The sequence below is a fragment of the Citrobacter sp. RHBSTW-00029 genome (genome assembly GCF_014104295.1).
In the GTDB taxonomy this organism is placed as follows: Bacteria; Pseudomonadota; Gammaproteobacteria; order Enterobacterales; family Enterobacteriaceae; genus Citrobacter; species Citrobacter youngae.
Genome location: NZ_JABXRT010000001.1, coordinates 2058054 through 2084944, shown reverse-complemented (window position 1 = coordinate 2084944; position 26891 = coordinate 2058054). Strand labels below are relative to the sequence as shown.

22 protein-coding genes and 1 other RNA gene are annotated in these 26891 nt (G+C 50.7%); 8 read left to right on the top strand and 15 right to left on the bottom strand.

Annotated elements, in window-relative coordinates; all coding sequences use genetic code 11:
* The first annotated feature begins 286 nt into the window (after positions 1 to 286).
* Positions 287 to 2665: a phosphoenolpyruvate synthase gene (gene ppsA, locus HV041_RS10335; RefSeq protein ID WP_048211860.1), complete on the top strand. Its 2379-nt coding sequence runs from the start codon at positions 287 to 289 to the stop codon at positions 2663 to 2665.
* A 67-nt stretch (positions 2666 to 2732) separates the two neighbouring features.
* Here ppsA and fadK read toward each other — a convergent pair whose 3' ends face one another.
* The 5 genes from fadK to HV041_RS10310 all read right to left on the bottom strand — a co-directional run bounded on the left by fadK (position 2733) and on the right by HV041_RS10310 (position 7810).
* On the bottom strand, positions 2733 to 4370 hold the full coding sequence (gene fadK / locus HV041_RS10330) for a medium-chain fatty-acid--CoA ligase (RefSeq protein WP_121584558.1): 1638 nt from the start codon (positions 4368 to 4370) through the stop codon (positions 2733 to 2735).
* A gap of 81 nt (positions 4371 to 4451) precedes the next feature.
* The gene (locus HV041_RS10325; RefSeq protein WP_121584559.1) at positions 4452 to 4745 is read right to left on the bottom strand and encodes a ferredoxin family protein; all 294 of its coding nucleotides are present in this window, start codon (positions 4743 to 4745) and stop codon (positions 4452 to 4454) included.
* Positions 4742 to 6031, bottom strand: a complete 1290-nt coding sequence (locus HV041_RS10320) for an FAD-dependent oxidoreductase (protein WP_115602124.1) — start codon at positions 6029 to 6031, stop codon at positions 4742 to 4744. The genes HV041_RS10325 and HV041_RS10320 overlap by 4 nt, the downstream gene beginning before the upstream one ends.
* Before the next feature lie 57 nt (positions 6032 to 6088).
* The gene (locus HV041_RS10315; protein ID WP_048211856.1) at positions 6089 to 7024 is read right to left on the bottom strand and encodes an electron transfer flavoprotein subunit alpha; all 936 of its coding nucleotides are present in this window, start codon (positions 7022 to 7024) and stop codon (positions 6089 to 6091) included.
* A gap of 21 nt (positions 7025 to 7045) precedes the next feature.
* Positions 7046 to 7810: an electron transfer flavoprotein gene (locus HV041_RS10310; RefSeq protein ID WP_048211855.1), complete on the bottom strand. Its 765-nt coding sequence runs from the start codon at positions 7808 to 7810 to the stop codon at positions 7046 to 7048.
* A 509-nt stretch (positions 7811 to 8319) separates the two neighbouring features.
* Here HV041_RS10310 and HV041_RS10305 point away from each other — a divergent pair.
* Positions 8320 to 9210, top strand: coding sequence for an AraC family transcriptional regulator (locus HV041_RS10305; RefSeq protein ID WP_048211854.1), 891 nt, complete (start codon positions 8320 to 8322; stop codon positions 9208 to 9210).
* A gap of 54 nt (positions 9211 to 9264) precedes the next feature.
* Here HV041_RS10305 and HV041_RS10300 read toward each other — a convergent pair whose 3' ends face one another.
* The 9 genes from HV041_RS10300 to ydiK all read right to left on the bottom strand — a co-directional run bounded on the left by HV041_RS10300 (position 9265) and on the right by ydiK (position 18666).
* Positions 9265 to 10416, bottom strand: coding sequence for an acyl-CoA dehydrogenase (locus tag HV041_RS10300; protein ID WP_040233722.1), 1152 nt, complete (start codon positions 10414 to 10416; stop codon positions 9265 to 9267).
* 13 nt (positions 10417 to 10429) lie between these two features.
* Positions 10430 to 12025 carry an acyl CoA:acetate/3-ketoacid CoA transferase gene (locus HV041_RS10295; RefSeq protein ID WP_101741697.1) on the bottom strand — a complete coding sequence of 532 codons (1596 nt, stop codon included), beginning with the start codon at positions 12023 to 12025 and terminating at the stop codon, positions 10430 to 10432.
* A 157-nt stretch (positions 12026 to 12182) separates the two neighbouring features.
* A complete protein-coding gene (aroD, locus tag HV041_RS10290) occupies positions 12183 to 12941 on the bottom strand; it encodes a type I 3-dehydroquinate dehydratase (RefSeq protein ID WP_048211851.1) in 759 nt (252 codons plus the stop codon).
* Between the two features lie 34 nt (positions 12942 to 12975).
* A complete protein-coding gene (gene ydiB / locus HV041_RS10285) occupies positions 12976 to 13842 on the bottom strand; it encodes a quinate/shikimate dehydrogenase (RefSeq protein ID WP_048211850.1) in 867 nt (288 codons plus the stop codon).
* Between the two features lie 21 nt (positions 13843 to 13863).
* Positions 13864 to 15099: an MFS transporter gene (locus HV041_RS10280; RefSeq protein WP_048211849.1), complete on the bottom strand. Its 1236-nt coding sequence runs from the start codon at positions 15097 to 15099 to the stop codon at positions 13864 to 13866.
* Positions 15100 to 15341: 242 nt separating this feature from the next.
* Complete coding sequence (locus tag HV041_RS10275; protein WP_048211848.1) at positions 15342 to 16562, bottom strand: MFS transporter; 1221 nt, start codon at positions 16560 to 16562, stop codon at positions 15342 to 15344.
* A gap of 146 nt (positions 16563 to 16708) precedes the next feature.
* A complete protein-coding gene (locus tag HV041_RS10270; protein ID WP_061067800.1) occupies positions 16709 to 17065 on the bottom strand; it encodes a YdiL family protein in 357 nt (118 codons plus the stop codon).
* Positions 17066 to 17260: 195 nt separating this feature from the next.
* Positions 17261 to 17368, bottom strand: an RNA gene (rprA, locus tag HV041_RS10265) — antisense sRNA RprA.
* Positions 17369 to 17556: 188 nt separating this feature from the next.
* A complete protein-coding gene (ydiK, locus tag HV041_RS10260; protein WP_048211846.1) occupies positions 17557 to 18666 on the bottom strand; it encodes an AI-2E family transporter YdiK in 1110 nt (369 codons plus the stop codon).
* A 213-nt stretch (positions 18667 to 18879) separates the two neighbouring features.
* Here ydiK and HV041_RS10255 point away from each other — a divergent pair, with 213 nt between their 5' ends.
* The 3 genes from HV041_RS10255 (at position 18880) to HV041_RS10245 (ending at position 22609) form a co-directional block, all read left to right on the top strand.
* Positions 18880 to 21936, top strand: a complete 3057-nt coding sequence (locus HV041_RS10255; protein WP_048211845.1) for an FAD-binding and (Fe-S)-binding domain-containing protein — start codon at positions 18880 to 18882, stop codon at positions 21934 to 21936.
* Positions 21933 to 22343, top strand: a complete 411-nt coding sequence (menI, locus tag HV041_RS10250; protein WP_005120251.1) for a 1,4-dihydroxy-2-naphthoyl-CoA hydrolase — start codon at positions 21933 to 21935, stop codon at positions 22341 to 22343. Before HV041_RS10255 ends, menI begins: the two co-directional genes overlap by 4 nt.
* Before the next feature lie 77 nt (positions 22344 to 22420).
* Entirely contained in the window at positions 22421 to 22609 is a 189-nt protein-coding gene (locus HV041_RS10245; protein WP_005120249.1) for a YdiH family protein, read from the top strand.
* A gap of 70 nt (positions 22610 to 22679) precedes the next feature.
* Here the strand turns inward: HV041_RS10245 and HV041_RS10240 are convergent, their stop codons facing one another.
* On the bottom strand, positions 22680 to 23531 hold the full coding sequence (locus HV041_RS10240; RefSeq protein ID WP_115643474.1) for a Vmh family MBL fold metallo-hydrolase: 852 nt from the start codon (positions 23529 to 23531) through the stop codon (positions 22680 to 22682).
* Positions 23532 to 23653: 122 nt separating this feature from the next.
* Here HV041_RS10240 and HV041_RS10235 point away from each other — a divergent pair, with 122 nt between their 5' ends.
* The 3 genes from HV041_RS10235 to sufB all read left to right on the top strand — a co-directional run bounded on the left by HV041_RS10235 (position 23654) and on the right by sufB (position 26885).
* Positions 23654 to 24529 (top strand): LysR family transcriptional regulator, encoded by an 876-nt coding sequence (locus tag HV041_RS10235; RefSeq protein ID WP_121584560.1) that lies wholly within the window; start codon positions 23654 to 23656, stop codon positions 24527 to 24529.
* 491 nt (positions 24530 to 25020) lie between these two features.
* Positions 25021 to 25389, top strand: a complete 369-nt coding sequence (gene sufA / locus HV041_RS10230; protein WP_005120243.1) for a Fe-S cluster assembly scaffold SufA — start codon at positions 25021 to 25023, stop codon at positions 25387 to 25389.
* A gap of 8 nt (positions 25390 to 25397) precedes the next feature.
* Positions 25398 to 26885 carry a Fe-S cluster assembly protein SufB gene (gene sufB, locus HV041_RS10225; RefSeq protein ID WP_061067803.1) on the top strand — a complete coding sequence of 496 codons (1488 nt, stop codon included), beginning with the start codon at positions 25398 to 25400 and terminating at the stop codon, positions 26883 to 26885.
* Positions 26886 to 26891 lie beyond the last annotated feature (6 nt).

The following is a 26891-nucleotide window of genomic DNA, read 5'->3' as shown; positions in this document are numbered from 1 at the left end:
TTAAAATTCGTCAGAAGCGAATATTGCTGCATCAGTTTTATAAAGTGAAACAGTATTTTTATATTTAATGAAAAGTACATTTCATTTTTCGGAACAAATGTTTATACCGACTGATTTTGTGGTGATCCCGTGCCGTTCGCGGGTTTGCGCAAATGCGGAAAGAATCTGAAAAAATAAAAAATAAAGTTGCTTGAACGATTCACCGTTTTTTTCGCTGAGGTAAATATGCCAAGATAATTACGCAAAATTGAGTTTCCTAACCTCGTTCATATATAAGGATTGTTCGATGTCCAACAATGGCTCGTCACCGCTGGTGCTTTGGTATAACCAACTCGGCATGAATGATGTAGACAGAGTTGGGGGCAAAAATGCCTCCCTGGGTGAAATGATTACTAACCTTTCAGGTATGGGCGTTTCCGTACCGAATGGTTTTGCAACGACCGCCGATGCGTTTAACCAGTTTCTGGACCAAAGCGGCGTAAACCAGCGCATTTATGAGCTGCTGGATAAAACGGATATTGACGATGTCACCGAGCTTGCAAAAGCGGGTGCACAGATCCGCCAGTGGATTATCGACACTCCTTTCCAGCCTGAACTGGAAAATGCCGTCCGCGATGCCTACGCGCAGCTGTCAGCGGACGATGCCAATGCTTCTTTTGCCGTGCGTTCCTCCGCTACAGCAGAAGATATGCCAGATGCGTCATTCGCGGGCCAGCAGGAAACGTTCCTCAACGTCCAGGGATTTGATGCCGTACTGGTTGCTATCAAACACGTGTTTGCCTCGCTGTTTAACGATCGCGCAATCTCCTATCGTGTTCATCAGGGCTATGATCACCGCGGCGTCGCGCTCTCTGCGGGCGTTCAGCGGATGGTGCGCTCAGACCTCGCGTCTTCCGGCGTCATGTTCTCCATCGATACCGAATCCGGTTTCGATCAGGTGGTGTTTATCACCTCTGCATGGGGCCTTGGCGAGATGGTCGTGCAGGGGGCGGTTAACCCGGATGAATTCTACGTGCATAAACCAACGCTGGCGGCTAACCGTCCGGCGATCGTTCGTCGCACCATGGGTTCGAAAAAAATCCGCATGATCTACGCGCCGACCCAGGAACACGGTAAGCAGGTAACGATCGAAGATGTGCCGCAGGAACAACGCGATGTTTTCTCCCTGACTAACGAAGAAGTGCAGGAACTGGCCAAGCAGGCGGTGCAGATCGAGAAGCATTACGGTCGTCCGATGGACATCGAATGGGCGAAAGACGGTCATACCGGCAAGCTGTTCATTGTACAGGCTCGTCCGGAAACCGTACGTTCTCGCGGCCAGGTGATGGAGCGTTATACGCTGCATGCGCAGGGTAAAATTATTGCTGAAGGTCGTGCCATCGGTCACCGCATTGGCGCGGGTCCGGTCAAAGTCATCCAGGACATCAGCGAAATGAACCGTATCGAGCCAGGCGATGTGCTGGTTACCGACATGACCGACCCGGACTGGGAACCGATCATGAAGAAAGCAGCGGCGATTGTCACCAACCGTGGCGGTCGTACCTGTCACGCGGCGATTATTGCCCGTGAACTGGGAATTCCGGCCGTGGTAGGCTGTGGCGATGCGACCGAGCGCATGAAAGATGGTGAGAAGGTTACTGTCTCCTGTGCCGAAGGCGACACCGGTTATGTTTACGCTGACATGCTCGACTTTAGCGTGAAGAGTTCCAGCGTGGAGACCATGCCGGATCTGCCGCTGAAGGTGATGATGAACGTCGGTAACCCGGACCGCGCTTTCGACTTCGCTTGTCTGCCAAACGAAGGTGTCGGCCTGGCGCGTCTGGAATTTATCATCAACCGTATGATTGGCGTACACCCGCGTGCTCTGCTGGAGTTTGATGACCAGACGCCTGAGCTGCAAAATGAAATCCGCGCCATGATGAAAGGTTTCGATTCTCCGCGTGAATTCTACATTGGTCGTCTGACGGAAGGGATCGCGACGCTGGGGGCGGCGTTTTATCCAAAACGCGTCATCGTGCGTATGTCTGACTTTAAGTCCAACGAATATGCCAACCTCGTCGGCGGTGAGCGTTATGAACCGCATGAAGAGAACCCGATGCTGGGCTTCCGTGGGGCGGGCCGTTATGTTGCCGATAGCTTCCGCGACTGTTTCGCGCTGGAATGTGATGCCGTAAAACGTGTCCGTAACGATATGGGCCTGACTAACGTCGAAGTAATGGTACCGTTTGTTCGTACCGTTGCCCAGGCGAAAGCGGTGGTGGAAGAGCTGGCACGCCAGGGGCTGAAGCGCGGTGAGAACGGGCTGAAGGTAATCATGATGTGTGAGATCCCATCCAACGCCTTGCTGGCTGAACAGTTCCTCGAATACTTCGATGGCTTCTCTATCGGGTCTAACGACATGACACAACTGGCGCTGGGTCTGGACCGTGACTCTGGCGTGGTTTCTGAACTGTTTGATGAGCGTAACGATGCGGTGAAAGCACTGTTGTCGATGGCGATTCGTGCCGCTAAGAAACAGGGTAAATACGTGGGTATTTGTGGCCAGGGCCCATCTGACCACGAAGACTTCGCGGCCTGGTTGATGGAAGAAGGGATCGACAGCCTGTCGCTCAACCCGGACACCGTTGTGCAGACCTGGCTGAGTCTGGCTGAACTGAACAAGTAACATCATGTCTTATCCGGCCTATTCAACGTAGGCCGGATAAGATGCGCTAGCGTCGCCATCCGGCACTTTATCCTGCAACACTCTCCACGCTCAAACGCTGAATAATATCCTGACGCAGTTGGTATTTTTGTACTTTACCGGACGCTGTGCGCGGTAATTTCTCTACGATCACAATGTGCTCAGGGTATTTGTACTTTGCCACCCGCTTGCGACTAAAAAAGGCTACCACTGACTCCAGCGACAGCGAATGGTGCGGAGGTTTTAGCACCACATACGCACACGATCTTTCGCCTAAACGATCGTCCGGCATTGCCACAACGCAGGCATCATGGATACGCGGATGCTGCAACAGAATATCCTCGACCTCGCGGCTACTGATATTTTCTCCACCGCGCACAATAATATCTTTCTTACGCCCGGTGATTTTGATGTATCCGGCATCGTCCATTCGGCATAAATCGCCGCTGTAATACCAGCCGTCTTGATCCAGCGCACGGGCGGTGAGTTCGGGTTCATCGAGATAGCCCATAAACACATTGGGCCCGCGGGAGGCCTCTTCTCCTTCCATACCCGCAGGCAACGTGTTACGTGCCTCATCGACGACTTTAATTTCCACGCCGGATGCGGCATATCCGTCGGTGTTCATCATGCGGGAAAGCGAATCATCCAGATTGACCACCGCGTGCGGCGAGCTTTCTGTTGAGCCATAGACGCTTAAAAGTTTAATGCCGAGCAGCTGACAATCGCGGGCTATTTTTTTCGGAATAGTGGTGCCGCCGCATAAGAAAAAGCGTAACGACGAGAGATCGTAGGGATGTTTTTCCACGCTACACAGCATGTCATAGACGAACGGTGTGGCGCCGAGTACGCAGGTACAGCGCTGCTGTACCAGTAATTCGAGACAGGCTGCTGGAGTAAAAATATCCAGCAGTACGCTGCGTGCGCCAATTAAAAACGGTGCGGTCACGCCATGTAAAAAACCGGTAGCATGGCCAAGTGGCGCGGGCATTAAAAATACATCCAGCCAGGTAAGATTAAGACGGGCACAATAGATGCGTTCACTGGCCAGGATGTTGTTGTGGGTCAGCATTACCCCTTTGGGCATCCCCTCTGTTCCGGAGGTAAACAGCACCGCAGCCAGCTCATCGGCATGCACACTAATTGGCTGGGTTAATGGTGGTGATAAAAGAAGCTGGCTGAGTGCCAGTGAGCCTGTCGCGGGTGCCAGCTTATCGACGGCAACAATCTGTTGCAGATGCGGCAGCTGGTTTTGCAAGGGCAGGATCAGATCTACCGGCCGGGTTTGTTTAAACAGCGTAGGTGCGAAAAAAATCTTTGCCTTGCATTTGTTCAGTACCCATACCAGCTCGGCTTCGCGCCAGGCAGGAAGTAGTGGTACGGAAACCGCTCCGGTTTTCAGACAGGCCAGATAGATAAGGGTAAATTCACACCAGCCGGGCAGTTGAAAGGCGACGCGGTCACCTGGCTGGATTCCGCAGGCTAACAACCAGGTCGCCAGACGGCTGGCCGCGCTGTCGAGCGCGGCGTAGGTGTATGAATCGCCGTGATTATCGACCACAGCGATTTTGTCCGGCATCGCCTGGGCTGTTTGGCTCCAGTAATCACCCAGCGATGCATCCCCCCAAAACCCTTGTTGTCGATAAGCTTCCCGACGTTCGGCATTAAACGTTAATGTGACACTCATGAGTTATTCCCTGGATAATTTCGGTACACGTCCTGCCGAATAACAGATGTGCTGTATCCGGCGTGCAACAGGCGATACGTGTTAGCCGTAACGGAAATCCACACCAAATGTCCCAACCGGGTATTCCCATTGTTCGAGGATAGTAGAGCCGCACAGAACCCGGCAGGTACCACATTCCAGGCAGCCTGCGGAATCAAAATGAATATTTCCACTTTCGTCCTGCTTATACAGTCCAGCAGGACAGGCTTTCAGCAGTTTGCGAAATTCTTTCATGTCAGGATGTTCGGTAAGGATGATGTGCGGATGCCCCTCATCGACATTGAATTTATTAACGCCCAGTTTGACGTCAACATTTACGGTGTCGTCCTGACTCATAGTGCGGTTGCTCCCTTGATGCCGTCTTTCAGTAGGTTCATCAGCCCAATCTGCTTCGCGTGGGATAAAATGGTCTTGCGAATTGGCTGGTTTGGGCTGCCATCAACGGTGAACATATCGCTCATGATATCGGCCACCATGCGCGGGTATTGGGTAAACAAACGGGGGTTTTCCATTAGCGCGGGGATCTTACGGAAATGCTGTAAATCACGCATCACACAACCCTGTGCAAGGGCGCGTTTGTAGTCCATCAGGCTGTTGGCGGAGAAATCCTGACGTTCTTTCGCTGCAATGGCGGTTTTGGCCGCAGCCTCTGCTGAAGCAATCGCCAAATCCATGCCACGCACGGTGTAACCCAGGTTCAGACAAAAACCGGCGGCGTCGCCGACTATCATCACACCGTCATCAACCAGCTTCGGTACCATCGCCAGGCCGCCTTCCGGCACCATGTGTGCGGAATACTCCAGCAATTCACCGCCGGCGATCAGTGGGCGAATAGTGGGGTGCTGTTTAAAATCTTCCAACATTTGCGGAATGCTTTTTGTCGCATGCCCGATATTGCCCAGACCACATACCAGTCCCAGAGAGACGGAGTCTTTGTTGGTATACAGGAAACCTCCGCCCATCAGGCCATTAGATGGCGAACCGGCAAACAACCAGGCGGCACCTTCATTTCCTGACAGATTAAAACGATCTGCAATGACTGCTGGCGGCAGGCCGATCAGTTCTTTTACGCCAACGGCATAATGATGTGCCGAAGAAGGCGGTACCATTCCCAGTGAACGTCCCAGCATGGAATTGACGCCATCAGCAAGGATAACGATATTGGCTTCCAGGATATCGTCACCCGCCTGCACGCCAGTGACTTTGTTGCCTTCCCGGATCAGGGAATCGACGCGAACGCCCGGAATAAACTGAGCCCCGGCCTGTTCGGCTTTTTCCATCAACCAGGGATCGAGCCTGTTGCGCAATACGGTATATGAGTCCTGCGCTGGGGTATTGTCTTTTTCACGGTGGAAATCGAGAGTGACAGCACTTTCTTCCGTCAGGAAAGAGATTTTTTCGCGGGTCACTTTCCGTTCGACAGGGGCTTCCTCTGCAAAGCCGGGCATAATGTGCTCCAGGCTATGCGTGTAGAGTCGTCCTCCGGTCATGTTTTTGCTGCCGGCACTGTTTCCGCGCTCAATAACCAGCACGTCCAGCCCGGCCTGGGCCATCACGTAACCTGCTACCGCACCCGCCACGCCAGCACCGACCACAATGGCATCAAATTTTTCATCTGACATGTTCTTTGCTCCTTTCCCGCTGCGAATGCAGCGGGATATGTGCGTTAAATGTGGCTGTTAGCGACTGAGCTGTTCGATAAGGGCCGGGACGACTTTGTAAATGTCACCAACCAGACCGTAATCGGCGTAGTTGAAGATCGGGGCTTTTTTATCTTTATTGATGGCGACTATGATCTTCGCGCCGTTCCCGCCGACCATATGTTGAATTTGCCCTGAAATGCCCAACGTCAGGTACAGATCTGATTTCAACAGCACGCCGGATACGCCAATATAGCGCTCGCGCTCCATCCAGTTTTCACCTTCGGCAATAGGGCGTGAACAACCCACTTCGGCACCCAGAACGGCGGCAAGATTGCGTACCATCTGCAGGTCGCTCTCGGCCACCAGGCCACGACCGACGCCAACCACGCGTTTGGCTTTGCTGAGATCGACACTGCTGAGAGATTTGGCGCGACGTTCCTGGCAAACAATCTCATGAAGTGGCGTGATATAAGGTGCTGAGATGACAGGGCAAGTGTGCGCAGGATTGGTTTCTGCTGGTTCAAACATACCAGGGGCAAGCGTGATAATCGCCAGCGCGCTATTCAGTTTTTCTTTACCGAATGCCAGACCGCCATACATACGGTGTTCTGCAAACAGCGCACCTGCATCGAGAGTGACCGATGTGGCGTCGTTTACCATCGCCGCATTGAGTTGCATGCTTAACCGCGCGCCCAGTGATTTTGTGCGTTTAGACGCAGGCATCAGCAACAGGCCGGTGTGCGTTTGCAGTAAGGCTGAGACAGTCTCGGCGTAGTTTTCAACACGCTGCAGTTCACTGGCGTGTTCGAGCACGATGATGTCATCGGCACCCAGCGCTTTCACCTGATCGGCCTGTTCGTTGCCCTGCACAATAAGGTGTACCTGCTCGCCCCACTGGCGGGCGGCGGTCATTAATTCCGCATAGCGTTCTACGTTATCGCTAAACACCCATACGTTGGCTAATTTACTCATGATGATTGTTCTCCGTTGGGCTTAGTTCAGGGCTTTTTTCAGATGTTCGGCCAGTTCGGCAATGGCTTCTGCTGAGTCATTTTCCAGAATGATGTGCTTACGTTCTGTCTGCGGTGGAACGCTAAGGCTGACTAATTCCGCCAGCGGTGACGCTGGCGTCCAGCCAATATCGCTGGCCTGCCAGGGGGTGACGGGTTTTTTGCCGGCACCAAGAATAGCTTTCATTGCCGGAATCCGCGGTGTATTGATATCCGAGGTCACGCAAATTACTGCCGGGAGCGGCAGGTCAATGACTTCGACTTCATCTTCAAGGGTTCGCTCAACCAGAATGCGGTCGCCGTTACGTTGGATGTTGCTTACCGCGTTAACCACAGGAAGCTGCAGGAGCTCACCTACCAGTAGACCGACCTGTTGTGCGTAGACATCGCCGGACCCTTCCCCGAACAGCATCAGATCGAATTTAATGTTTTTAGCCGCACAAGCCAGCGCCTGGGCGGTATCGCGCGGCAGCGCATGCTCCAGCTGAGGGTCCTGCACCATAAACAGGCTATCCGGACCGCGGGATAGCACGTCTTTACGTACTTTAGAGTTTTGCAACAAGGAGCCGCCCACGGTTAAGGCGACAATCTCATCGCCTTCGGCGGTAAGTTGTGTGGCGGCTTCAATCGCATTCAGATCAAATTGACTGATTTTGGCATCGGCCCGATCAAAGTTAAGCGAGCGCTCTGGGGTAATAACAATGTCCTGTTCTTCAGGCACCAACTTAAAGCAGGTTATTATTTTCATGGCATCTCCAGTGAGTCACGTTCGGATGATGACGAAGTGCGTCATTATCGGCAGTAGGGAAAATTTGACTGAAAATAGTGTGCGGCAGAGTGGGGCCTGTTTTCGACGGGGCAATCTGTTTTCATTCCCAACAATCTTGCAGAAAAATGTGCAACGGCGATGCGGAGTTTCTAAGCGAGGAGTAAAAGTTGTGTACGCAAGGTTACACCGTAAAAACAGTAAACGAGGGTGTAATTGAGAAATGCATCCTATTTTTAAGCGATATCTGCCCGCATTTGTTTCTGATATGTAAATCATTAATGTTGAATTAATAACATTTATTCTTTTCAATTAGTATAAAACGTAAATAACGCACGCTAACAGTGTTCCTGGACAAGAAGTGTCATCTTGCAGACGGCGCAAATAATTTTGTTTCGCTTGGATAGAATATCGTTGTATAACGTGGTTAATCGTTATCATTTAACACTATTAATTTTCCGCACATTTACCATCTAAAGGTGGAGGCTGTCATGTATCAACGATGTTTTGATAATGCCATGGAAACCCTTTTTGAGCAGGGGAAGACCCCCAGATTTTCGCGATTCGTCATCAGTGATGATCCTAACTGGGAGTCGGGCCACCATGTGCATGACAATGAAACCGAACTTATCTATGTCAAAAAAGGTGTCGCGCGCTTAATTATTGATTCTTCACTGTATGTCGCTCACGCCGGGGATATTGTGGTGATAGAACAAGGACGGTTACATGCTGTCGCCTCGGATAGCAACGCACCTGCCACGACCTACACCTGTGCACTGTACGGTTTTCGCTTCAATGGTTGGCAGGATAACCAGCTGTTGCAGTTACACTCGTGTCCGGTCATCAGCGTCGGCCAGGGAAAGGAGGTTATTAAGAGTATTTTTAATGAACTGAGTATTATGATACCGCAGTGTAAAAATAATCTGTCATCCTCTGCTTATGATGCCTTTGCCTACGCATTAACCGTCTTGTATTACGAAAACTTTAAAAATGCTTATCGTTCGGAGCAGGGGTATATTAAAAAAGACGTGTTAATTAAAGATGTTCTGGTGTATTTGAATAACAACTTTCGCGAAAAAATCACACTCGATCAGTTGTCGAAAAAATTTCGCGCCAGTGTGAGTTATATTTGTCACGAATTCACTAAAGAGTATCGTATTTCGCCGATTAATTATGTTATTCAGCGACGGATGACGGAGGCAAAATTTTCGCTGACGAATACGGAAGCGTCGTTAGCGGAAATCTCGTGGCGGGTGGGGTATGAAAATGTTGATCACTTTGCCAAACTCTTCCAGCGACACGTAGGCTGTACTCCCAGCGATTATCGTAAGCAGTTTAAAAATAATCTGACTGAGCAGGAATGCCTGCAGCCGGAAATCTGATTTTCTGGCGTAAGTCCGGATAGCGTTTATCCGCTATCCGGATGATAGTACGGCTTACTTGTTTTGATAATCTTTCAGGATCTGACGTCCGGCGACGTAGATCATGATTTCATCGGTGCCACCGCCAATGCGTTCGCAGCGTACATCACGCCAGAACCGGGATACCCGGGCTTCATCGGTATAACCCAGACCACCCATTATCTGAATCGCGTCGTCGATAACTTCCATTGCTGTGCGCGCGCAGTACAGTTTTGCCAGCGCCGCGCTGGTACGCAGTGATTGTTCCTGATCGGCCTGCCAGGCGACTTTCAATACCATATTGCGCATGTTTTCGATTTTAACCGCCATCAGCGCCAGTTTTTCCTGGATCATCTGGTTGTGGCCAATCGGTTTACCAAAGGCGATACGCTGGTTGGCGTAACGTGCGGCATCCTCGAAAGCGCATTCGGCAAAGCCGGTGCTGCGTGCTGCGTTGATCAGTCTCTCCATTTCGAAGTTGTACATCACGTTGAGGAAGCCCATACCCTCTTCGCCGACCATATCACTTTCGTCAACTTCAACGTCATCAAGATAGACTTCGCAGGTACTTAACATGTGCCAGCCGATTTTGTGCAGCGGATTAACTTTGATGCCGGGTTTCTTCGAATCCACCCACCACAGGGTAAAGGCTTTCTTCGGGTCTTTCGGCTCGGGATCGCGAGCCAGAACCAGCATATACGGGTACTCTTTGGCACCGGTAATAAAGGTTTTTTGCCCGTTAAGGTACACCTTGCCGTTTTTGCGGGTGTAGCTGGTGGTGGCGCTGTTGTTATCTGAGCCAGCTCCCGGTTCGGTTAACGCCAGCGCATAGGCCGGATCGCCCGTTTCCATGGTGCTTTCAGCGGTTTTACGTAGCTGCTCCGCGGAGCCAAAACGGCGCATACTGTGGATACACTGGCCGTTAGTGATCAGAAAGGCAGGCGCACCACATTTTGAGACTTCCATCAGCGCCAGCATTTGCGTGACGTAATCTGCCGGAATGCCACCGAACTCTTCCGGCACGCCCAGCATCGAAATACCGTTATCCGCAAGCGCGCGCATAAATTCTTTAGGGTAGGTGGAGGTCTGATCGCAGGTGCGGAAATATTCTTCCGGGAAATTACTGGTGATCAGTTCCCGAATGCTGGCAAGCAGCAGCTCTTGTTCTTCAGTTAATGAAAAGTCCATCAGGGTACTCCTTTTAATTGGCGGCGTCGGGCAAAACAAAACCCATCGTGGCATCGATAAATAATCTTTCGTCCATCAGTTTCAGGTCTGGAGAAATAACGGGGGTGAATTCCATTTTGTCCAGAATGTCTTCTTGTAAAGAAACACCTGGGGCAATTTCCACTAAATGGAGGCCATCTTCTTTTAACGTAAATACGGCGCGTTCGGTGATGTAACGTACATCCAGTCCACGTTCGAGGGCAATTTTTCCACTGAAGGTGATTTCAGGTAATTCGCTAACGAATTTCTTCACCCGACCTTCCTGCACGATATTCAATTTGCCGTCGGCAACATCTGTTTTCAGACTTCCGGCTGTCAGGGTGCCGCAGAAAATAATTTTCTTCGAGGTGGCGCTGATATCAATAAAACCGCCAGTGCCCATGATCTTGCCATTGAATTTATGCACACCGACGTTGCCGTGCTGATCGACTTCGGCGAAGCTTAAATAGCACACATCCAGACCGCCACCGTGGTAGAAGTCAAACTGGGAGGTCATATCCAGAATAGCGCGGGTATTGACGTTGGCCCCAAAAGCGATGCCCTGCGAGGTAATACCACCGATTGGCCCGGTTTCAACCGTCAGTATGAAGTCATCGGCGCAGCCTTCTTCACGCGCGACGAGACCAATACCATCGGCAATTCCAACGCCAACGTTACCCACTGCACCTTTGCGCATTTCGAACAGCGCACGTCTGGCCACCAGTTTACGTTGGTTAAGCGGCAGGGCAGTTTGCAGGCTGTCATCAAGGATGAAATCGCCTGAAATAAAACGGTTAACCGGCGCTCCGCCATACAACTGAGTCTGTTCTGGATCGATAACGACGATATCCACCAGATAGCCAGGGATCCGCACGGCTTTAGGGTGCAGTGTGGCTTTCTTCACCATTTTTTGTACCTGCATCATGACGATGCCGCCGTTGTTATGCACGGCCTGCGCGATGACCAGCGCATCGAGATACATCACTTCATCTTCAAAGGTGGCGTAGCCTTCGCTATCACAGGTGGTGGCGCGAATAAAGGCGATATTCGGCGCAATGGCTTTGTAGTAGAGATACTCTTTGTTATCAATTTCTACCAGTTTGATCAGATCTTCGGTGGTCACTTCATTGAGTTTGCCACCTTGTTGGCGGGGATCGACAAACGTGCCAATGCCGATATCACTCAAAATACCTGGCTGATGGGCCGCAGAGGCACGCAGGGTTTGAGTTAATACGCCTTGTGGATAGTTGTAGGCGGCTATTTTATTTTGTTCCGCGAGGTCGGATATCCGTGGGGATTGTCCCCAGTGGCCGCACAACGCCCATTTAACTAAACCTTCCTGTGCCAGTGGACTAATACCCCGGTCTGCACGGTCGCCCAGTCCTGTCGGGCTAATTAGCGACAAATTACGTGGGGATTGGCTATTTTTATATTTCTCGGCTAGTGCATTAATTAATGTTGTGGCTTCAAGTATCCCACCGCCAGCGCCTAATACGCAGAGTGTGGCTTCATCCGGAATATAATCAATTGCGTCAGCTGCAGATAATACCGGTACCCGACCATTTAAGCGTGTTGGTCTTGAAAGTTTCATATAAACTCCAGGTTATATTCGTGCGAATGCCTATCGCTATATTCGATAATAGTATTTTGCGTTATATTGAAAATATTTAATCGTCTGCCAGATATTCGTGGTAAAACGAATATCTGGGGCAGGGCGTTATTTATTGCAATTTAAAAATATTGGGCTATTAAGCCTGGTGTAATATTGTCAGAACGGTACGTAGATCGGTTACGGAGATTTGTCCTGGGGCCGAGGCTTTTTTCACCGCACCAAACGTCGCCGCTGAGCCGAAAACTTCGCCGGACAGTCGTGAGATCACACCGGTTTTCGCCATTGACATGGTAATAATTGGGCGGTCGGCGTAGCGTTCCTGCATTTCCAGCGTTGCGCTAAGCAATGTTAGCACATCCGCTTTGCTTTGCGGCATCAACGCGATTTTGGGAATATCTGCACCAAGTTCCTGCATTTTACGCAGTCGCTGGACAATATCATCGGCTGCTGGTGTCTTGTGAAAATCATGATTCGACATAATAACGAAGACATTTTTTGCGTGCGCATGCTCGACGGTCGCTTTAACCAGTTCATCACCGGTGAAAAGCTCCAGGTCGATCATATCTACCAGACCGCTGTCCACTGCTGCGCGGTTTAATGCAATATAGTTTTCGACGGACAGAGCCTGTTCACCCCCTTCTTTGGCACTACGGAAGGTGAACAGCAACGGTTTATCCGCCATCACATCACGGATCGCACGTGCGGCTTCCAGTACTGCGTCAATGGAAGCGACATCTGCGAAATGGTCAACACGCCATTCCAGGATGTCGAAATCCGCTTCGCGATAGGCCAGTGCTTCGCTTTTTACCGTTGAGATGTCTTTACCCATCAGTGAGACAATGATCTTCGGCGCACCCTCGCCAATCACGAGGTTTCTTACGGTTACGGTTTTCATTGATTACCCTTTAACTATTCACAAATACTGCCCATCAGGCTGCAAAACCCATAACCTGTTTGACATACTCCAGCGGGAAATCTTTCCCGGTCCAGAGCTTGAACTGCTCAGCCCCTTGCCACAACAACATGCCGTAACCATCAATCGTTTTGCAACCGGCATGTTGTGCCTGTTGCAACAACCTGGTCATATGCGGGTTATACACGCATTCGGTCACCAGCAGTTCCGGGCGAAGCAGGGAAACGTCGGTCACAATAGATTCGTTATCCAGCGGTTTCATGCCGACTTTCGTGCCGTTGGTCAAAATATCCGCGCTGGCGAGTGCCTCGGCAAATGCCTGTCGATCGGCAAGGTCGATCACGGTGACAACGCAGTCGGTGTTTTCATTAACACGTTTAGCGAATGCCTGCGCCTTTTCAAAGAACTCATCTTTACGGTTAAAGATCTTAATTTCTTTGATGCCTTCAATGGCTGCCTGAGCGCCAATGGCTGTAGACGCGCCGCCCGCGCCCAACAGTACCATGGTTTTACCTTTAATATCGAAGCCGCTTTCTTTAATCGCGCGAATATGGCCGGTGCCGTCGGTGTTGTAACCACGCAGGTAGCCATCATCATTAACGATGGTGTTGATTGCGCCAACCAGTTTGGCGGCAGGTGTTAATTCATCAACATATTCACAGGCCAACTGTTTATTGGGCATAGATACCCCGGTGCCGCGCATTTTTAACGCTTTTAAACCAGCAATTGCATTAGCAAACGTTGAGTTATCGACTTCAAATGCCATGTAGGTAAAAGGCAGACCCGCTTTTTCTAATGCTTTATTTTGCATTTCAGGGGACAGACTGTGTCTGATAGGGTAGGCCATCAGACCAATCAGTTCATATTTTGCAGTTACGTCCATTTGATACTCCTTCTAAACAATTTATTGAAAATAACGTTCGCCCAACCGCACATCATTTTTGGGGATATCAAATACGCGGTAATAGCGAATAAAGACGATGATGGCGGTGATGAATGCCAGCAGAGCAAATGCAAGGTCCAGCAAAATGATGTATTGCAGGCCGATGTTAGAAAGGTATCCGGTGATCAGTGGGATAATAAAGTTGGCTACACCACCCATCATCATATAAACACTGGTGACTTTGGCTTTGCTCTTCGGGAAAAACTCTGACATCACCGAGACACCGAGCTGTAAAATACCGCCAGCAGCAGAAAAGCCAATCAGAAACGAACCTGCGTTACAAACCAGCGGAGAGGGATACAGATAAATGACCGCAGCGGTAATGCTTGCCAGACCAGCGTTAAAAACGTTAGCCCAAATGGGGCGAACCATTTTCTTCAGGAGGGCAGCAAAGATGAATACGCAGACCAGCGATCCCATGCTGTAGTAAGAGATGGTTTTTAGTGCGTCAGTTTCTGCCATGCCAGCAAATGCCATGGCATATTTCGGCATCCAGACCACGATGACATAAAAGGTTGAGAATGCGGCAACCCCAAACAGCACGGAAGCGACACCTTCCAGCCAGACCAGGGGTTTACTGTTCATCTGTGGCAGATCTTTGGCGAGACCCGCGTCCACCATCTGGCTGGGAAAGCGACTTTTTAACAGCATCAGGGTGATGACCACGAACAGTACACCCGGGATGATGACCGCATAGCCGTACCAGACATGGTTGAGCAGCATGGTGCTGACGACGATGGGGTAAATCATCTGGCCAAACGACACCATGGCTTTAACCAGAATAACCGCCGAGCCGGATGCTTTAGGGAAACATTCCATTAACGCCGGATAACCGCCGGTATCCAGCGCTGAATTCGCTACGCCAACGCATACAGCCAGAATAAAGGCAATCATCAGATTGGGGCTGGCGGGAATACCGAAGAAGAACAGCATATATAGAATAACGCCTAACAGAATGATAGCCCGACGACCGAACTTATCTGAGAGAACGCCAAAGAATAAAATACTGACCAGTCGACCAAGACCAATGCCGGAAATTAGATAGGCAATCCCTGCATTATCGGTTGAAAACTTTTCAGCCAGGGAGGTCATGTTTTGCGCCAGTGTGATGACGCTAATACCGTGTAAAAAATAACTTAAATAAATACAGGTTATCGCCAGAAGAAATGGCGTGTTAAAGGTCTTTTTCTGAGACATTTTTTCACAACTCCTTGCGGATTTTAAAATTATTCTGTGCTCGTCGGTGTAGTTTAAATTTCGGCGACCTTGTGATTAATATACCGGGCAGTAGTTATTGTACCTACATAGCATGGCGTTTAAGTTACCAGGTATATTGCATATCAAACTGTGAAACCTAATTCGTCAGACCGACGTTTTGCCGTTATTTTAAAAATACGTCCAATTATTTTGCAGAAGAGGGGAACAATATTGCACCCGCGTTATTGTGCGAGTGGTGCCATGTTTAACTGACGCTTTGCTGCAAGCCGGCTGCGATAACCAATAAACAGTGCCAACAGGAAACCGAACGCAGCGATACCCGCATCAAACCACATGATGTGCGCAATACTGGTTTCGGAGAGCCTGGCGGTAATCAGTGGGATCGTGAAGGTCGCGATACTGCCCGCGCTGTAGTAAATACCGGTAGCTTTACCTTTCGCCTGCGGGAAGCGAGCGGCCATTAGCGTTAGACCGATTTGCACGACGCCTCCGGCTGATGAGAACCCGATGACAAAGGCGAATGTAATCACGACCCAGGTCGTTGGATGCAGGCAAACTGCCAGCAGCGCGACAAAGGAGATAAAGGTGTACAGCATCAACAGAGACGTGGCACGACCCGCTTTTCTCGCCAGGGGAGCAGTAATGAATACGCACAGCAGAGAACCACAGGTGTAAATACTTAACAGCTTGATAGATAACGTATACGGCATACCGGCGACAAACTGACCATACTGTGCCAGCCACTGGCTAACCAGATAAAATGTGGCCATCGAGATATAGCCATACAGGGTGTAACTCCCCAGATCGAGAAGGGAACAACCATGCTTCGGCTGAATAGGTTCCTGTAAAGAGGATGATGGCATGATGGAATGCTTCGGCCCCGGATGTGCAGGGAAGCGGCAGCGAAACAAAAATATGCCGTTAACCGCCATAATTCCCGCCGCCAGCAAGAAAGACCAGCCAAACCAGAGTTCAGCCCACACCAGCAGGCTGATAACCATCGGCAACAGAAACTGGCCGCTGGACACAAAGGCTTTAATCAGGATATTGGCGGTGCCGGGTGAACGGGGGAAGGCTTCCATCAGGCTGGGGTAGGTTCCGGCATCAAGAAAACTGTTTGCCATTCCCGCTAAAAAACCAAAGGCGTAGGCAATCACAATGCTGTGAGTATTGATGATGCCAAAAAAGAAGATGAGGTAGCAGATCATGCCAAAAATGATAAACGGTCTGCGCCCATAGCGATCGGACAGCATGCCTGCAACTAATAAAACGCTTAACCGACCGATACCAAGGGAGGAGATGACAATCGAGACCCCCGCGGCATTGGTTTGCCACTGCTGTTCAAGTGAGGACATATTGAGGGACATCAGAATGACCCCCATACCGTGTACCAGGTAATTAAGGTACAGCCCTATCGCAGTAGAGAAATAGGTGTTTTTCATAATGTGTTACTCGGCGAAGAGGCTAAATGGATGTTGTATTTTGTGTCGCGTAGGGCGTGTTAGCCCAAATAGTATGCAGACTGCGCGTGAGCGAGGGCATAATGTCGGGTGCCCGTGTTGCAACGTAGTGCTGGCGTTATGACCGCCTAACACAAACGCTCGAGGTTGTGTGCATAGAGCTCCACTGCAGCAGATTGGTAGATTTTCCAGTCGAGAAAATTGTCGTGGTGATAAACTGCCTGAAAAGAAACCAGATCGGGGAAAAAACGCATTGTGTTATTACCAATACGATTATTTATTTTTTCGATGATCGCGTTAATTCTTAACTTTCTCTTTGCTTTCATTTCTGCACAAATGCGCGCGATGTTTTCCGGGATTTCTTTTTCCCCACTTTCCCATTGTTGCCAGGCAACAATGTCGCCATCACGCGCGATATACGCGGCGCTTTCTTCCACCGTCATAGCAAAAATATGGCGGATAGCCTGCAATTCTAATGCGTTCATTATTTCATCACTTCATAAAAGACGGTGGAATAGTAATAGCATTGTTGTGGATATTTCGGCTTGAAGAGAGTCACAGTATCTTGTGCAATATTATTTGTTATTAATCTGTGAAGTTGGTGCATTTGGCGTGAGAGTGAAATAAAACAATTGGCTAGCTGATGTGATGTAGGCCGTGATGGGACGTGGAAATGCAGGATAAAAAAAAGCCCATCGTGGGAGATGGGCAAAGACTACACACAGCAATTCGTTGTTTCACTCAGGGGATTTCCATGCTTATAAATCAATGTGTTGATCTAAAGCCTTGGGGTAATAGTAGGCATGCTGGTTTTTCACGTCGATCAGATTCATCTCAATAGTTTAAAAACTGTAAAGAATTTGCGACATAAATGAGTATTCCCACAGCGCTGGAGTTGGGTTTGGTTCGGGGAGCTGCGATGTATTTATCAGCAATAGTAAACAATCAGGCGGCAATGTTGCCGCCTGATGCCGGATTACTTATTGCTTTCGATTTCAGCGATTTCTTCGAGAATTTTATCCGGGTCAGTGCCCGGTGCAGGGGCTTCATTGACCCATGCGGAGAACAGGCGCCATGAAACAGCCAGTACCACTGGGCCGATAAACAGACCAATCATACCGAATGCAATCAACCCGCCGATAACCCCGGAAAGAATAAGGATCAACGGCAAATCAGCCCCCATACGGATCAGCATGGGACGAATAACGTTATCCAGTGTTCCGACCACGCCACTCCACACCAACAGCACCGTGCCCCAGGTAGAATCACCTGTCCAGTAAAGCCAGATAATGGCCGGAATCAGCACCGGTAAAGGCCCCAGTTGCACCAGACAGGAGAGGATCATCAACACCGCCAGTAGTGTCGCGTAAGGTACCCCCGTTACCGCCAGACCAATACCGCCGAGGACTGCCTGTACCAGCGCGGTGACGACCACGCCTAATGCAACCGCACGAATGGCCTGTGCTGCCAACAGGATTGCCGCGTCACCGCGTTTTGATGCAAGACGGCAGGCGAAGTGGCGAATGCCTAGCGCCACCTGCTCACCGCGCCAGTACAGCAGGGCGCTGAATAGCAACATCAAGCCACAGTGCATCATAAAGCGGCCAATATGCGCGGCCTGACCAACAAACCAGGTGGTTGTGGTACCGATATAGGGACGAACCTTAGCCATGATAGCCGAACCGCCCATATCCAACAGGCTGTGCCATGCGCCATAGAGTTTGGCACCCACCAGAGGAATACTGTTTAACCACGCCAGATCCGGCAGCGTCATATCACCGGCGGTAACGGCATGAATCAGTGGACCACTGCCATCAACGATGCTGTTGACCAACAGAGCGATAGGAATAATAAATAACAGAACTAACAACAGGGTCATCACCAGCACGGCCAGCGAACGGCGTCCCCACAGCAATTTTTGTATACGTATCAGGATGGGCCAGGTCGCAATGACCACCGTACCTGCCCAGGCAAAACCGAGGATAAAGGGTTGCACAATCCAGAGACAGGCCACAATCATGATGGCTAAAAACAGCACCGATAGCAGCACTTGTGCAATATCCCTGGGCTGACGGAAATTTACCATAAATACTTTTCACCTTTGTCTTTGCGTCAGAACGTTGACGCGACGTGAACACGTTAATCACACTCTATAATGATGAGCAATTTCAGCGGTTTTGAACAGGCGGATTCTGCCTGTAAATCTGCTGAGCGTATTAGAAAAAAATGTGATACAACAAACAAAGCAACACGCAAACGATTAAATTCACAACACAGACCGCAGGAAAGGGTCACTATAATGATTCCACAAATTTCTCAGGCGCCAGGTGTCGTTCAACTGGTGCTCAATTTTTTGCAGGCGCTGGAGCAGCAAGGGTTCACGGGCGATACGGCAACGAGCTATGCCGATCGTCTGACAATGTCGACGGATAACAGTATCTATCAGCTTCTGCCTGATGCCGTGGTTTTCCCTCGTTCGACGGCTGATGTGGCGCTTATTGCCCGCCTGGCGTCAGAACCGCTCTTTTCGTCGTTGATTTTTACCCCTCGCGGCGGCGGCACAGGCACCAACGGGCAGGCGCTTAATCAGGGCATTATTGTTGATATGTCCCGTTACATGAGCCGCATCATTGAAATCAATGTGCAGGAAGGTTGGGTGCGGGTAGAGGCGGGGGTGATAAAAGATCAGCTTAACCAATATCTGAAACCCTACGGCTATTTCTTTGCGCCTGAATTGTCCACCAGTAACCGGGCGACGTTGGGGGGAATGATCAACACCGACGCTTCCGGGCAAGGTTCGCTGGTCTACGGTAAAACCTCCGATCACGTGCTGGGTATTCGCGCGGTATTGATGGGCGGGGATATTCTCGATACCCAGCCGATGCCGGTTGAATTTGCCGAAATGCTCGGTAAAAACAATACGGCGATTGGGCGCATCTATAAGACGGTTTATGAACGGTGTCGTGAGAACCGACAGTTGATCATTGACAAGTTTCCAAAGCTCAATCGCTTTTTAACCGGCTACGACCTGCGGCACGTCTTCAATGATGAGATGACCGAGTTTGATTTAACCCGCATCCTTACGGGGTCCGAAGGTACGCTGGCCTTTATCACCGAAGCCCGCCTTGATATCACGCCGCTGCCTAAAGTTCGGCGACTGGTCAACGTCAAATACGATTCGTTTGACTCTGCATTGCGTAATGCGCCAGTGATGGTGGAAGCGCGCGCGCTGTCGGTCGAAACCGTCGATTCAAAAGTGCTTAATCTGGCGCGTGAAGATATTGTCTGGCACTCCGTCAGCGAATTGATTACCGATGTCCCGGATAAAGAGATGCTCGGGCTGAATATCGTCGAGTTTGCTGGTGACGATGAAGCATTAATTGATTCTCAGGTCAGTGCGCTGTGTGAACGTCTGGACGGGCTAATTGCCCGGCAGGAAGCCGGCGTAATTGGCTGGCAGCTGTGTACCGAACTAGCTGGTGTCGAGCGCATCTACGCCATGCGGAAAAAGGCCGTTGGTCTGCTGGGTAATGCCAAAGGCTCTGCGAAGCCGATTCCGTTTGCCGAAGATACCTGCGTACCGCCGGAACACCTGGCCGACTATATTGCCGAGTTCCGTGCGCTACTCGATAGTCATGGCCTGAGCTATGGCATGTTTGGTCACGTGGATGCCGGGGTGCTGCACGTCAGACCCGCGCTGGATATGTGCGATCCGCAACAAGAAGTGCTGATGAAACGCATCTCTGATGATGTGGTGGCGCTGACGGCCAAATACGGTGGTCTGCTATGGGGCGAACACGGGAAAGGTTTCCGTGCTGAGTACAGTCCGGCATTCTTTGGCGAGGAACTGTATCGCGAACTGCGCAAAGTGAAGTCGGCGTTTGATCCGCAAAACCGGCTCAATCCGGGGAAAATTTGCCCTCCGGAAGCCATCGATGCGCCAATGATGAAAGTGGATGCGGTTAAACGTGGGACTTACGATCGTCAAATCCCGCTGGCCGTTCGACAGGAGTGGCGTGGGGCAATGGAGTGTAACGGCAACGGGTTATGCTTTAACTTCGATGCCAAAAGCCCGATGTGTCCGTCGATGAAAATTAGCCTCAATCGCATTCACTCGCCAAAAGGGCGGGCAACGCTGGTACGGGAATGGTTGCGCCTGTTGGCCGATCGTGGGATCGACCCCGTGAAACTGGAAAAAGAGTTGCCAGAAAAACGTGCCAGTTTACGTACGCTAATCGCCCGAACCCGGAACAGCTGGCATGCACGTAAGGGCGAGTATGATTTCTCGCATGAAGTGAAAGAGGCGATGTCCGGGTGTTTGGCATGTAAAGCCTGTTCTACGCAGTGCCCGATAAAAATTGACGTTCCGGAATTCCGCTCGCGCTTCCTGCAGCTGTATCACACGCGCTATCTGCGCCCGCTTCGCGATCACATGGTCGCCACCGTTGAGAGTTATGCACCGCTGATGGCGCGCGCACCTAAAACGTTCAACTTTTTCATCAATCAACCACTGGTACGTAATCTGGCTAAAAAACACATCGGCATGGTGGATTTGCCGCTGTTGTCTGCACCATCATTACAACGACAGCTGGTCGGGCATCGTTCGGCCAATATGACGCTGGAACAGCTTGAAGCTCTCAGCCAGGAGCAAAAAGCACGTACGGTGCTGGTGGTGCAGGACCCTTTCACCAGCTATTACGATGCACAGGTAGTGGCTGATTTCATCCGACTGGTAGAAAAATTGGGTTTGCAGCCGGTGTTGTTGCCATTCTCGCCTAACGGCAAAGCGCAGCATATAAAGGGCTTTTTAAACCGGTTTGCAAAAACGGCGAAAAAGACCGCTGAATTCCTCAACCGGGTGGCAAAGCTGAATATCCCAATGGTCGGTGTCGATCCGGCGCTGGTGCTATGTTATCGCGATGAATACACGCTGGCGCTCGGCGAGCAGCGCGGTGATTTCCATGTCTTACTGGTCAATGAGTGGTTATCGGCTGTACTGGCGTCACAACCGCCGGTCGCTATCGGTGGCGAACCGTGGTACTTCTTCGGACACTGTACCGAAGTGACCGCTCTGCCGGGAGCGCCTGCGCAGTGGGCCGCGATTTTTGCCCGGTTTGGGGCCAAACTGGAAAACGTCAGCGTGGGGTGCTGCGGGATGGCGGGTACCTATGGTCACGAAGTGAAGAATCATCAGAACTCACTGGGGATCTATGAGTTATCATGGCACCAGGCAATGCAACGATTGCCGCGTAACCGTTGTCTGGCTGCCGGGTATTCATGTCGAAGCCAGGTTAAACGCGTAGAAGGCACAGGCGTTCGCCACCCATTACAGGCATTACTGGAGATTATAGGATGATCTGGAAACGTGAAGTCACACTCGAGGCGCTCAACGCCATGGGTGAAGGAAATATGGTCGGGCTGCTCGATATTCGTTTTGTGCATATCGGCGACAATACTCTGGAAGCCACAATGCCCGTGGATCATCGCACCAAACAACCCTTTGGTTTGCTGCACGGCGGGGCGTCTGTCGTGCTGGCTGAGAGCATTGGCTCGGTGGCTGGATATCTGTGTACGATGGGCACTCAAAAAGTGGTGGGCCTTGAGATTAACGCCAACCACGTTCGTTCTGCACGTGAAGGGCTCGTCAGAGGGGTGTGCAGCCCTGTGCATACCGGTTCACGTCATCAGGTGTGGCAAATCGAGATCTTTGATGAGCAGGGTCGGTTATGCTGCACCTCGCGACTGACGACCGCTATTTTGTGATGCATGTTGAGTTTGGTCATTATCTGCGCAGGTAATGGTGTTATACTGTGCAGGTTCTGAACACAAGCGAGGATGATATGTCTACCCAATTAGACCCGGCCCAACTGGCAATAGAATTTTTACGTCGTGATAAAACCGATCTTTCACCAGCTCAGTACCTGAAAAGATTGAAACAATTAGAGCTGGAGTTTGCCGATTTATTAACGCTCTCTTCGACTGAACTGAAAGAAGAGATCTATTTTGCCTGGCGCCTGGGCGTTCATTGATTCCGGTATGCCTGTCGTAATAAAAACCCCGACACATGTGTTCGGGGTTATTTTTTGCCTTAAACCTTGTTTACCACTTCATCTCACCGGTATTCACTTTCGCACTCAGCTCCAGAGAGCTTTCGTCTGCAAGGCCCGGCCATGCTGCGGTCATTGTTTTTATCACGTAGGCTGAACCTTTTTTCGCGCCCAGCGCCTGCTCAAACGACTGCAAATAATCCTGGGTGAAGCGAATCGCTTTATCACCCGTCGGGCGTTCACCAATATAATGACCGGGAATCACCTGAGTGGGATGTAATTGCTGCATTTCACTCAGCACGTTTCGCCATGCCGTGCGCTCTGCCGATGACTGCGTGTCCGCTGTCCAGACGTGAATACCTGAAGCGATACCGGTTCCGCCAATGATGGCGCGGTTCGCCGGGATCCAGACATACGCCGCATAGTCATTAGGATGGCGTAATTCCAGCGTTTCGCCATCAACCGTAAAGCGTGTTTGCGTGGTGGCCTGCGGTACAGTGAGCGATGTTGGCGCGCCATCTTTCATCTGTGGGCCCCAGAACTGTAATTTGGCTTCTTTGGTGGCACGAATATGATCCACCACGTGCGGCGTAGCCAACACCTTGACACCGGGGAAGGCTTTGACAAGTGGCTCAAGGCCAAAGTAGAAATCCGGATCGCCAGACGTGATCACAATGGCTTTCAGCGTCTTACCGCTGGTGCGAATCAGTTGCACCAGTTTTTCACTGTCTTTGGTGCTGAATTGGGCATCAAACAAAATCGCTTCTTTCGGGCCGGACACCAGCGTAGAAGAGACCGGGAAAATAGCCTTTTCCTGCGGATTGTAGACATCCAGCTGTAGTGGAGCGGCAAATGCCGAAGAGGCAAACAGGGGTAACAGCATAGCCAGTGTATTGATTTTCATAACGGGGAACCTTGTGCAGGACATTGTCTTTTGATCGTTCCCGTATTTTAAGGAAATTCGGATCTGTTAGAATTCCCATATCAGGACATGCTGAGTTTCATAAAACGATCGGATGGGATGCAATGGACAGAGTCATGGCGGCAACAGTTTTTAACCATATCTGTGATTTAGGCAGTTTGAGTGCCGCCGCGCGCGCGCTGGGGCTTTCCCGGCCGATGGTCAGTCGCTATCTGGATGAGATGGAAAAGTGGACCGGGGCGCGGCTTATCCATCGTTCGTCACGGCGCTTGACAATCACGCCTGCCGGTGAAGAGGCATTGGTGAAAACCCGCACCCTGGCACAGCTTTCGCGAGATATCGGTGCCGCCGGGCTCGCGCAAACTCCATCGGGCACGCTACGTGTGGCGTGTGCACATTTTACCGCCATACATATTCTGGCGCCGGTGCTGCCCGCGTTTCTTGCTCGCTATCCTGACCTCCGCATTGAAGTTGAGATCAACAATCAACCGGTAAGCCTGGTTGGAGAGCGTATCGATGTGGCGATCCGCATCACGGAAAACCCCGAACCCGGAACGATTGCCCGGCGCTTAGGGGATTGTGAATCGGTGTTATGTGCCTCCGTGGATTATCTTAACCAGCATGGCATCCCAAAAAACGTCGACGATCTTGCGCAGCATAATTGCCTTTATTACAGCGGATTCGCCGGAAAATCATGGCATTTTCTGGATGCGCAAGGGCAAGCTGTCACTGTGGCCATTAAAGGTAATTTAAGCGCCGGTATCTCGTCACTGCTATGTGAATCCGCCCTGGCGGGGATGGGGATTGCGTTGGTACCTGAGCAGGAGGCGAGAGAAGGGCTGGCGCAGGGGGGATTAATACGACTTCTACCCCAACTACAGCCTAAACGCCTGCCGATTTATGGTTTATATCTTTCCCGCGATCACCAGCCTGCGGGGTTGCGACTGTTGCTGGACGCACTGAATGAGACACAGTGCTAACTATGTGATTGAGTGTGTTTATAAAATAGTCAAAGCGCAATTTGTGTTAAAAAAAATTTATCAGTGTATGAGATTCTTCTGATCGCCCCTTCAAGAGCTAAGCCATTGTGAGTGCCGGAGATAAGCGCCGGATGGGGCCGGAACCCTTAAGCCTGCCAGCAAGCAGACTTAAGGGTTTTTTATGGCCCACATGCGCTTTGGGCCGTATTGCTCCCCCGTAGTCATCCCCACCTATCCCTTAAATAGACATTATCTATACATCTTTTAGCATTTGACCTGCCGGAACGATTACACATTCATAATCTATTATTAATCAATGTATTGAATAAAAAAATCCATCCCTGTTAACCCTCGCCGCAGGGTCTATGCTTAATAAAAGTCGTCAAAAAGGGCGGTTAACCCGAATGCCCCTGCTGTTGAGGGGTTGAAGTGATAATCATTATCACTAACATGGTGTTATAGCTTAAAAGCTAGTGACTCGAGGTAACCCTATGGAATTGCATTCAGGAACATTTAATCCCAACGATTTTGCGTGGCGCGGGCTGACGTTAACGCCAGCGGCAGCGGCGCATATCCGTGAACTGGTGGCAAGGCAACCCGATATGTTGGGCGTGCGGTTAGGCGTGAAACAAACCGGGTGCGCGGGATTCGGCTATGTGCTGGACACCGTCAAGCAACCTGAGAAAGACGATCTGCTCTTTGAAACAGAGGGCGCCAGACTTTATGTCCCGTTACAGGCGATGCCGTTTATCGATGGAACTGAAGTCGATTTCGTGCGTGAAGGATTAAATCAGTTATTTAAATTTCATAACCCGAAAGCCCAGAACGAATGTGGCTGTGGCGAAAGCTTTGGGGTATAGGCGGTACTATGTCTCGTAATACTGAAGCAACTGACGATGTCAACACCTGGGCTGGCGGGCACCTCAATTACAAAGAGGGGTTCTTTACCCAACTCAAAACCGATGAGCTGGCCAAAGGGATCAACGAAGAGGTCGTGCGCGCGATTTCGGCAAAACGAAATGAACCCGACTGGATGCTGGAATTCCGTCTGAATGCGTTTAACGCGTGGCTGACCATGGAAGAACCACACTGGCTAAAAGCGCACTATGACAAACTGAACTACCAGGATTACAGCTATTACTCTGCACCTTCTTGCGGTAATTGTGATGAAACCTGCGCCTCTGAGCCGGGCGCGGTGCAACAAACGGGCGCGAATGCATTTTTAAGCAAAGAGGTTGAAGACGCGTTCGAGCAGCTTGGCGTGCCGGTCCGTGAAGGCAAAGAGGTGGCGGTGGATGCCATTTTCGATTCGGTGTCAGTCGCAACGACCTACCGCGATAAGCTGGCGGAACAGGGTATTATTTTCTGCTCGTTCGGCGAAGCCATCCACGATCATCCTGAACTGGTAAAAAAATACCTCGGTACCGTCGTCCCGGGGAATGACAATTTCTTTGCCGCGCTGAATGCGGCGGTAGCATCAGACGGCACGTTTATTTATGTGCCGAAAGGCGTGCGTTGCCCAATGGAACTGTCGACCTATTTCCGTATCAATGCAGAAAAAACCGGACAGTTTGAACGCACGATTCTGGTGGCGGATGAGGGGAGTTACGTCAGCTATATCGAAGGTTGTTCGGCACCAGTGCGTGACAGTTACCAACTGCATGCGGCGGTGGTTGAGGTGATCATCCATAAAGATGCTGAGGTGAAGTATTCAACGGTACAAAACTGGTTCCCCGGCGATGGCAATACTGGCGGCATCCTGAATTTCGTGACCAAACGTGCGCTGTGTGAAGGCGAAAACAGCAAAATGTCATGGACGCAGTCAGAGACCGGTTCAGCCATTACCTGGAAGTACCCGAGCTGCATTTTGCGCGGTGATAATTCGATCGGCGAATTCTACTCCGTTGCGCTGACCAGCGGTCATCAGCAGGCCGATACCGGCACCAAAATGATCCACATTGGCAAGAACACGAAATCGACCATTATCTCGAAAGGGATTTCTGCCGGACATAGCCAGAACAGCTACCGCGGCTTAGTGAAAATTATGCCTACCGCCACTAACGCCCGCAACTATACCCAATGTGATTCGATGCTGATCGGGGCGGACTGTGGGGCGCATACTTTCCCGTATGTGGAGTGCCGTAACAACAGCGCTCAGCTTGAACATGAAGCGACGACCTCGCGCATTGGCGAAGATCAGTTGTTTTACTGCCTGCAACGTGGCATCAGCGAAGAAGATGCTATCTCGATGATCGTCAATGGTTTCTGTAAAGACGTGTTCTCTGAGCTGCCGCTGGAATTTGCTGTGGAAGCGCAAAAACTTCTCGCCATAAGTCTTGAACACAGCGTCGGCTAAAATTTA

Excerpts from the sequence above, each read along its gene's own strand:
- ppsA (WP_048211860.1), top strand. The coding sequence starts at position 287 with ATGTCCAACAATGGCTCGTCACCGCTGGTGCTTTGGTATAACCAACTC.
- fadK (WP_121584558.1), bottom strand. The coding sequence starts at position 4,370 with ATGAGTGTCACATTAACGTTTAATGCCGAACGTCGGGAAGCTTATCGA.
- HV041_RS10325 (WP_121584559.1), bottom strand. The coding sequence starts at position 4,745 with ATGAGTCAGGACGACACCGTAAATGTTGACGTCAAACTGGGCGTTAAT.
- HV041_RS10320 (WP_115602124.1), bottom strand. The coding sequence starts at position 6,031 with ATGTCAGATGAAAAATTTGATGCCATTGTGGTCGGTGCTGGCGTGGCG.
- HV041_RS10315 (WP_048211856.1), bottom strand. The coding sequence starts at position 7,024 with ATGAGTAAATTAGCCAACGTATGGGTGTTTAGCGATAACGTAGAACGC.
- HV041_RS10310 (WP_048211855.1), bottom strand. The coding sequence starts at position 7,810 with ATGAAAATAATAACCTGCTTTAAGTTGGTGCCTGAAGAACAGGACATT.
- HV041_RS10305 (WP_048211854.1), top strand. The coding sequence starts at position 8,320 with ATGTATCAACGATGTTTTGATAATGCCATGGAAACCCTTTTTGAGCAG.
- HV041_RS10300 (WP_040233722.1), bottom strand. The coding sequence starts at position 10,416 with ATGGACTTTTCATTAACTGAAGAACAAGAGCTGCTGCTTGCCAGCATT.
- HV041_RS10295 (WP_101741697.1), bottom strand. The coding sequence starts at position 12,025 with ATGAAACTTTCAAGACCAACACGCTTAAATGGTCGGGTACCGGTATTA.
- aroD (WP_048211851.1), bottom strand. The coding sequence starts at position 12,941 with ATGAAAACCGTAACCGTAAGAAACCTCGTGATTGGCGAGGGTGCGCCG.
- ydiB (WP_048211850.1), bottom strand. The coding sequence starts at position 13,842 with ATGGACGTAACTGCAAAATATGAACTGATTGGTCTGATGGCCTACCCT.
- HV041_RS10280 (WP_048211849.1), bottom strand. The coding sequence starts at position 15,099 with ATGTCTCAGAAAAAGACCTTTAACACGCCATTTCTTCTGGCGATAACC.
- HV041_RS10275 (WP_048211848.1), bottom strand. The coding sequence starts at position 16,562 with ATGAAAAACACCTATTTCTCTACTGCGATAGGGCTGTACCTTAATTAC.
- HV041_RS10270 (WP_061067800.1), bottom strand. The coding sequence starts at position 17,065 with ATGAACGCATTAGAATTGCAGGCTATCCGCCATATTTTTGCTATGACG.
- ydiK (WP_048211846.1), bottom strand. The coding sequence starts at position 18,666 with ATGGTAAATTTCCGTCAGCCCAGGGATATTGCACAAGTGCTGCTATCG.
- HV041_RS10255 (WP_048211845.1), top strand. The coding sequence starts at position 18,880 with ATGATTCCACAAATTTCTCAGGCGCCAGGTGTCGTTCAACTGGTGCTC.
- menI (WP_005120251.1), top strand. The coding sequence starts at position 21,933 with ATGATCTGGAAACGTGAAGTCACACTCGAGGCGCTCAACGCCATGGGT.
- HV041_RS10245 (WP_005120249.1), top strand. The coding sequence starts at position 22,421 with ATGTCTACCCAATTAGACCCGGCCCAACTGGCAATAGAATTTTTACGT.
- HV041_RS10240 (WP_115643474.1), bottom strand. The coding sequence starts at position 23,531 with ATGAAAATCAATACACTGGCTATGCTGTTACCCCTGTTTGCCTCTTCG.
- HV041_RS10235 (WP_121584560.1), top strand. The coding sequence starts at position 23,654 with ATGGACAGAGTCATGGCGGCAACAGTTTTTAACCATATCTGTGATTTA.
- sufA (WP_005120243.1), top strand. The coding sequence starts at position 25,021 with ATGGAATTGCATTCAGGAACATTTAATCCCAACGATTTTGCGTGGCGC.
- sufB (WP_061067803.1), top strand. The coding sequence starts at position 25,398 with ATGTCTCGTAATACTGAAGCAACTGACGATGTCAACACCTGGGCTGGC.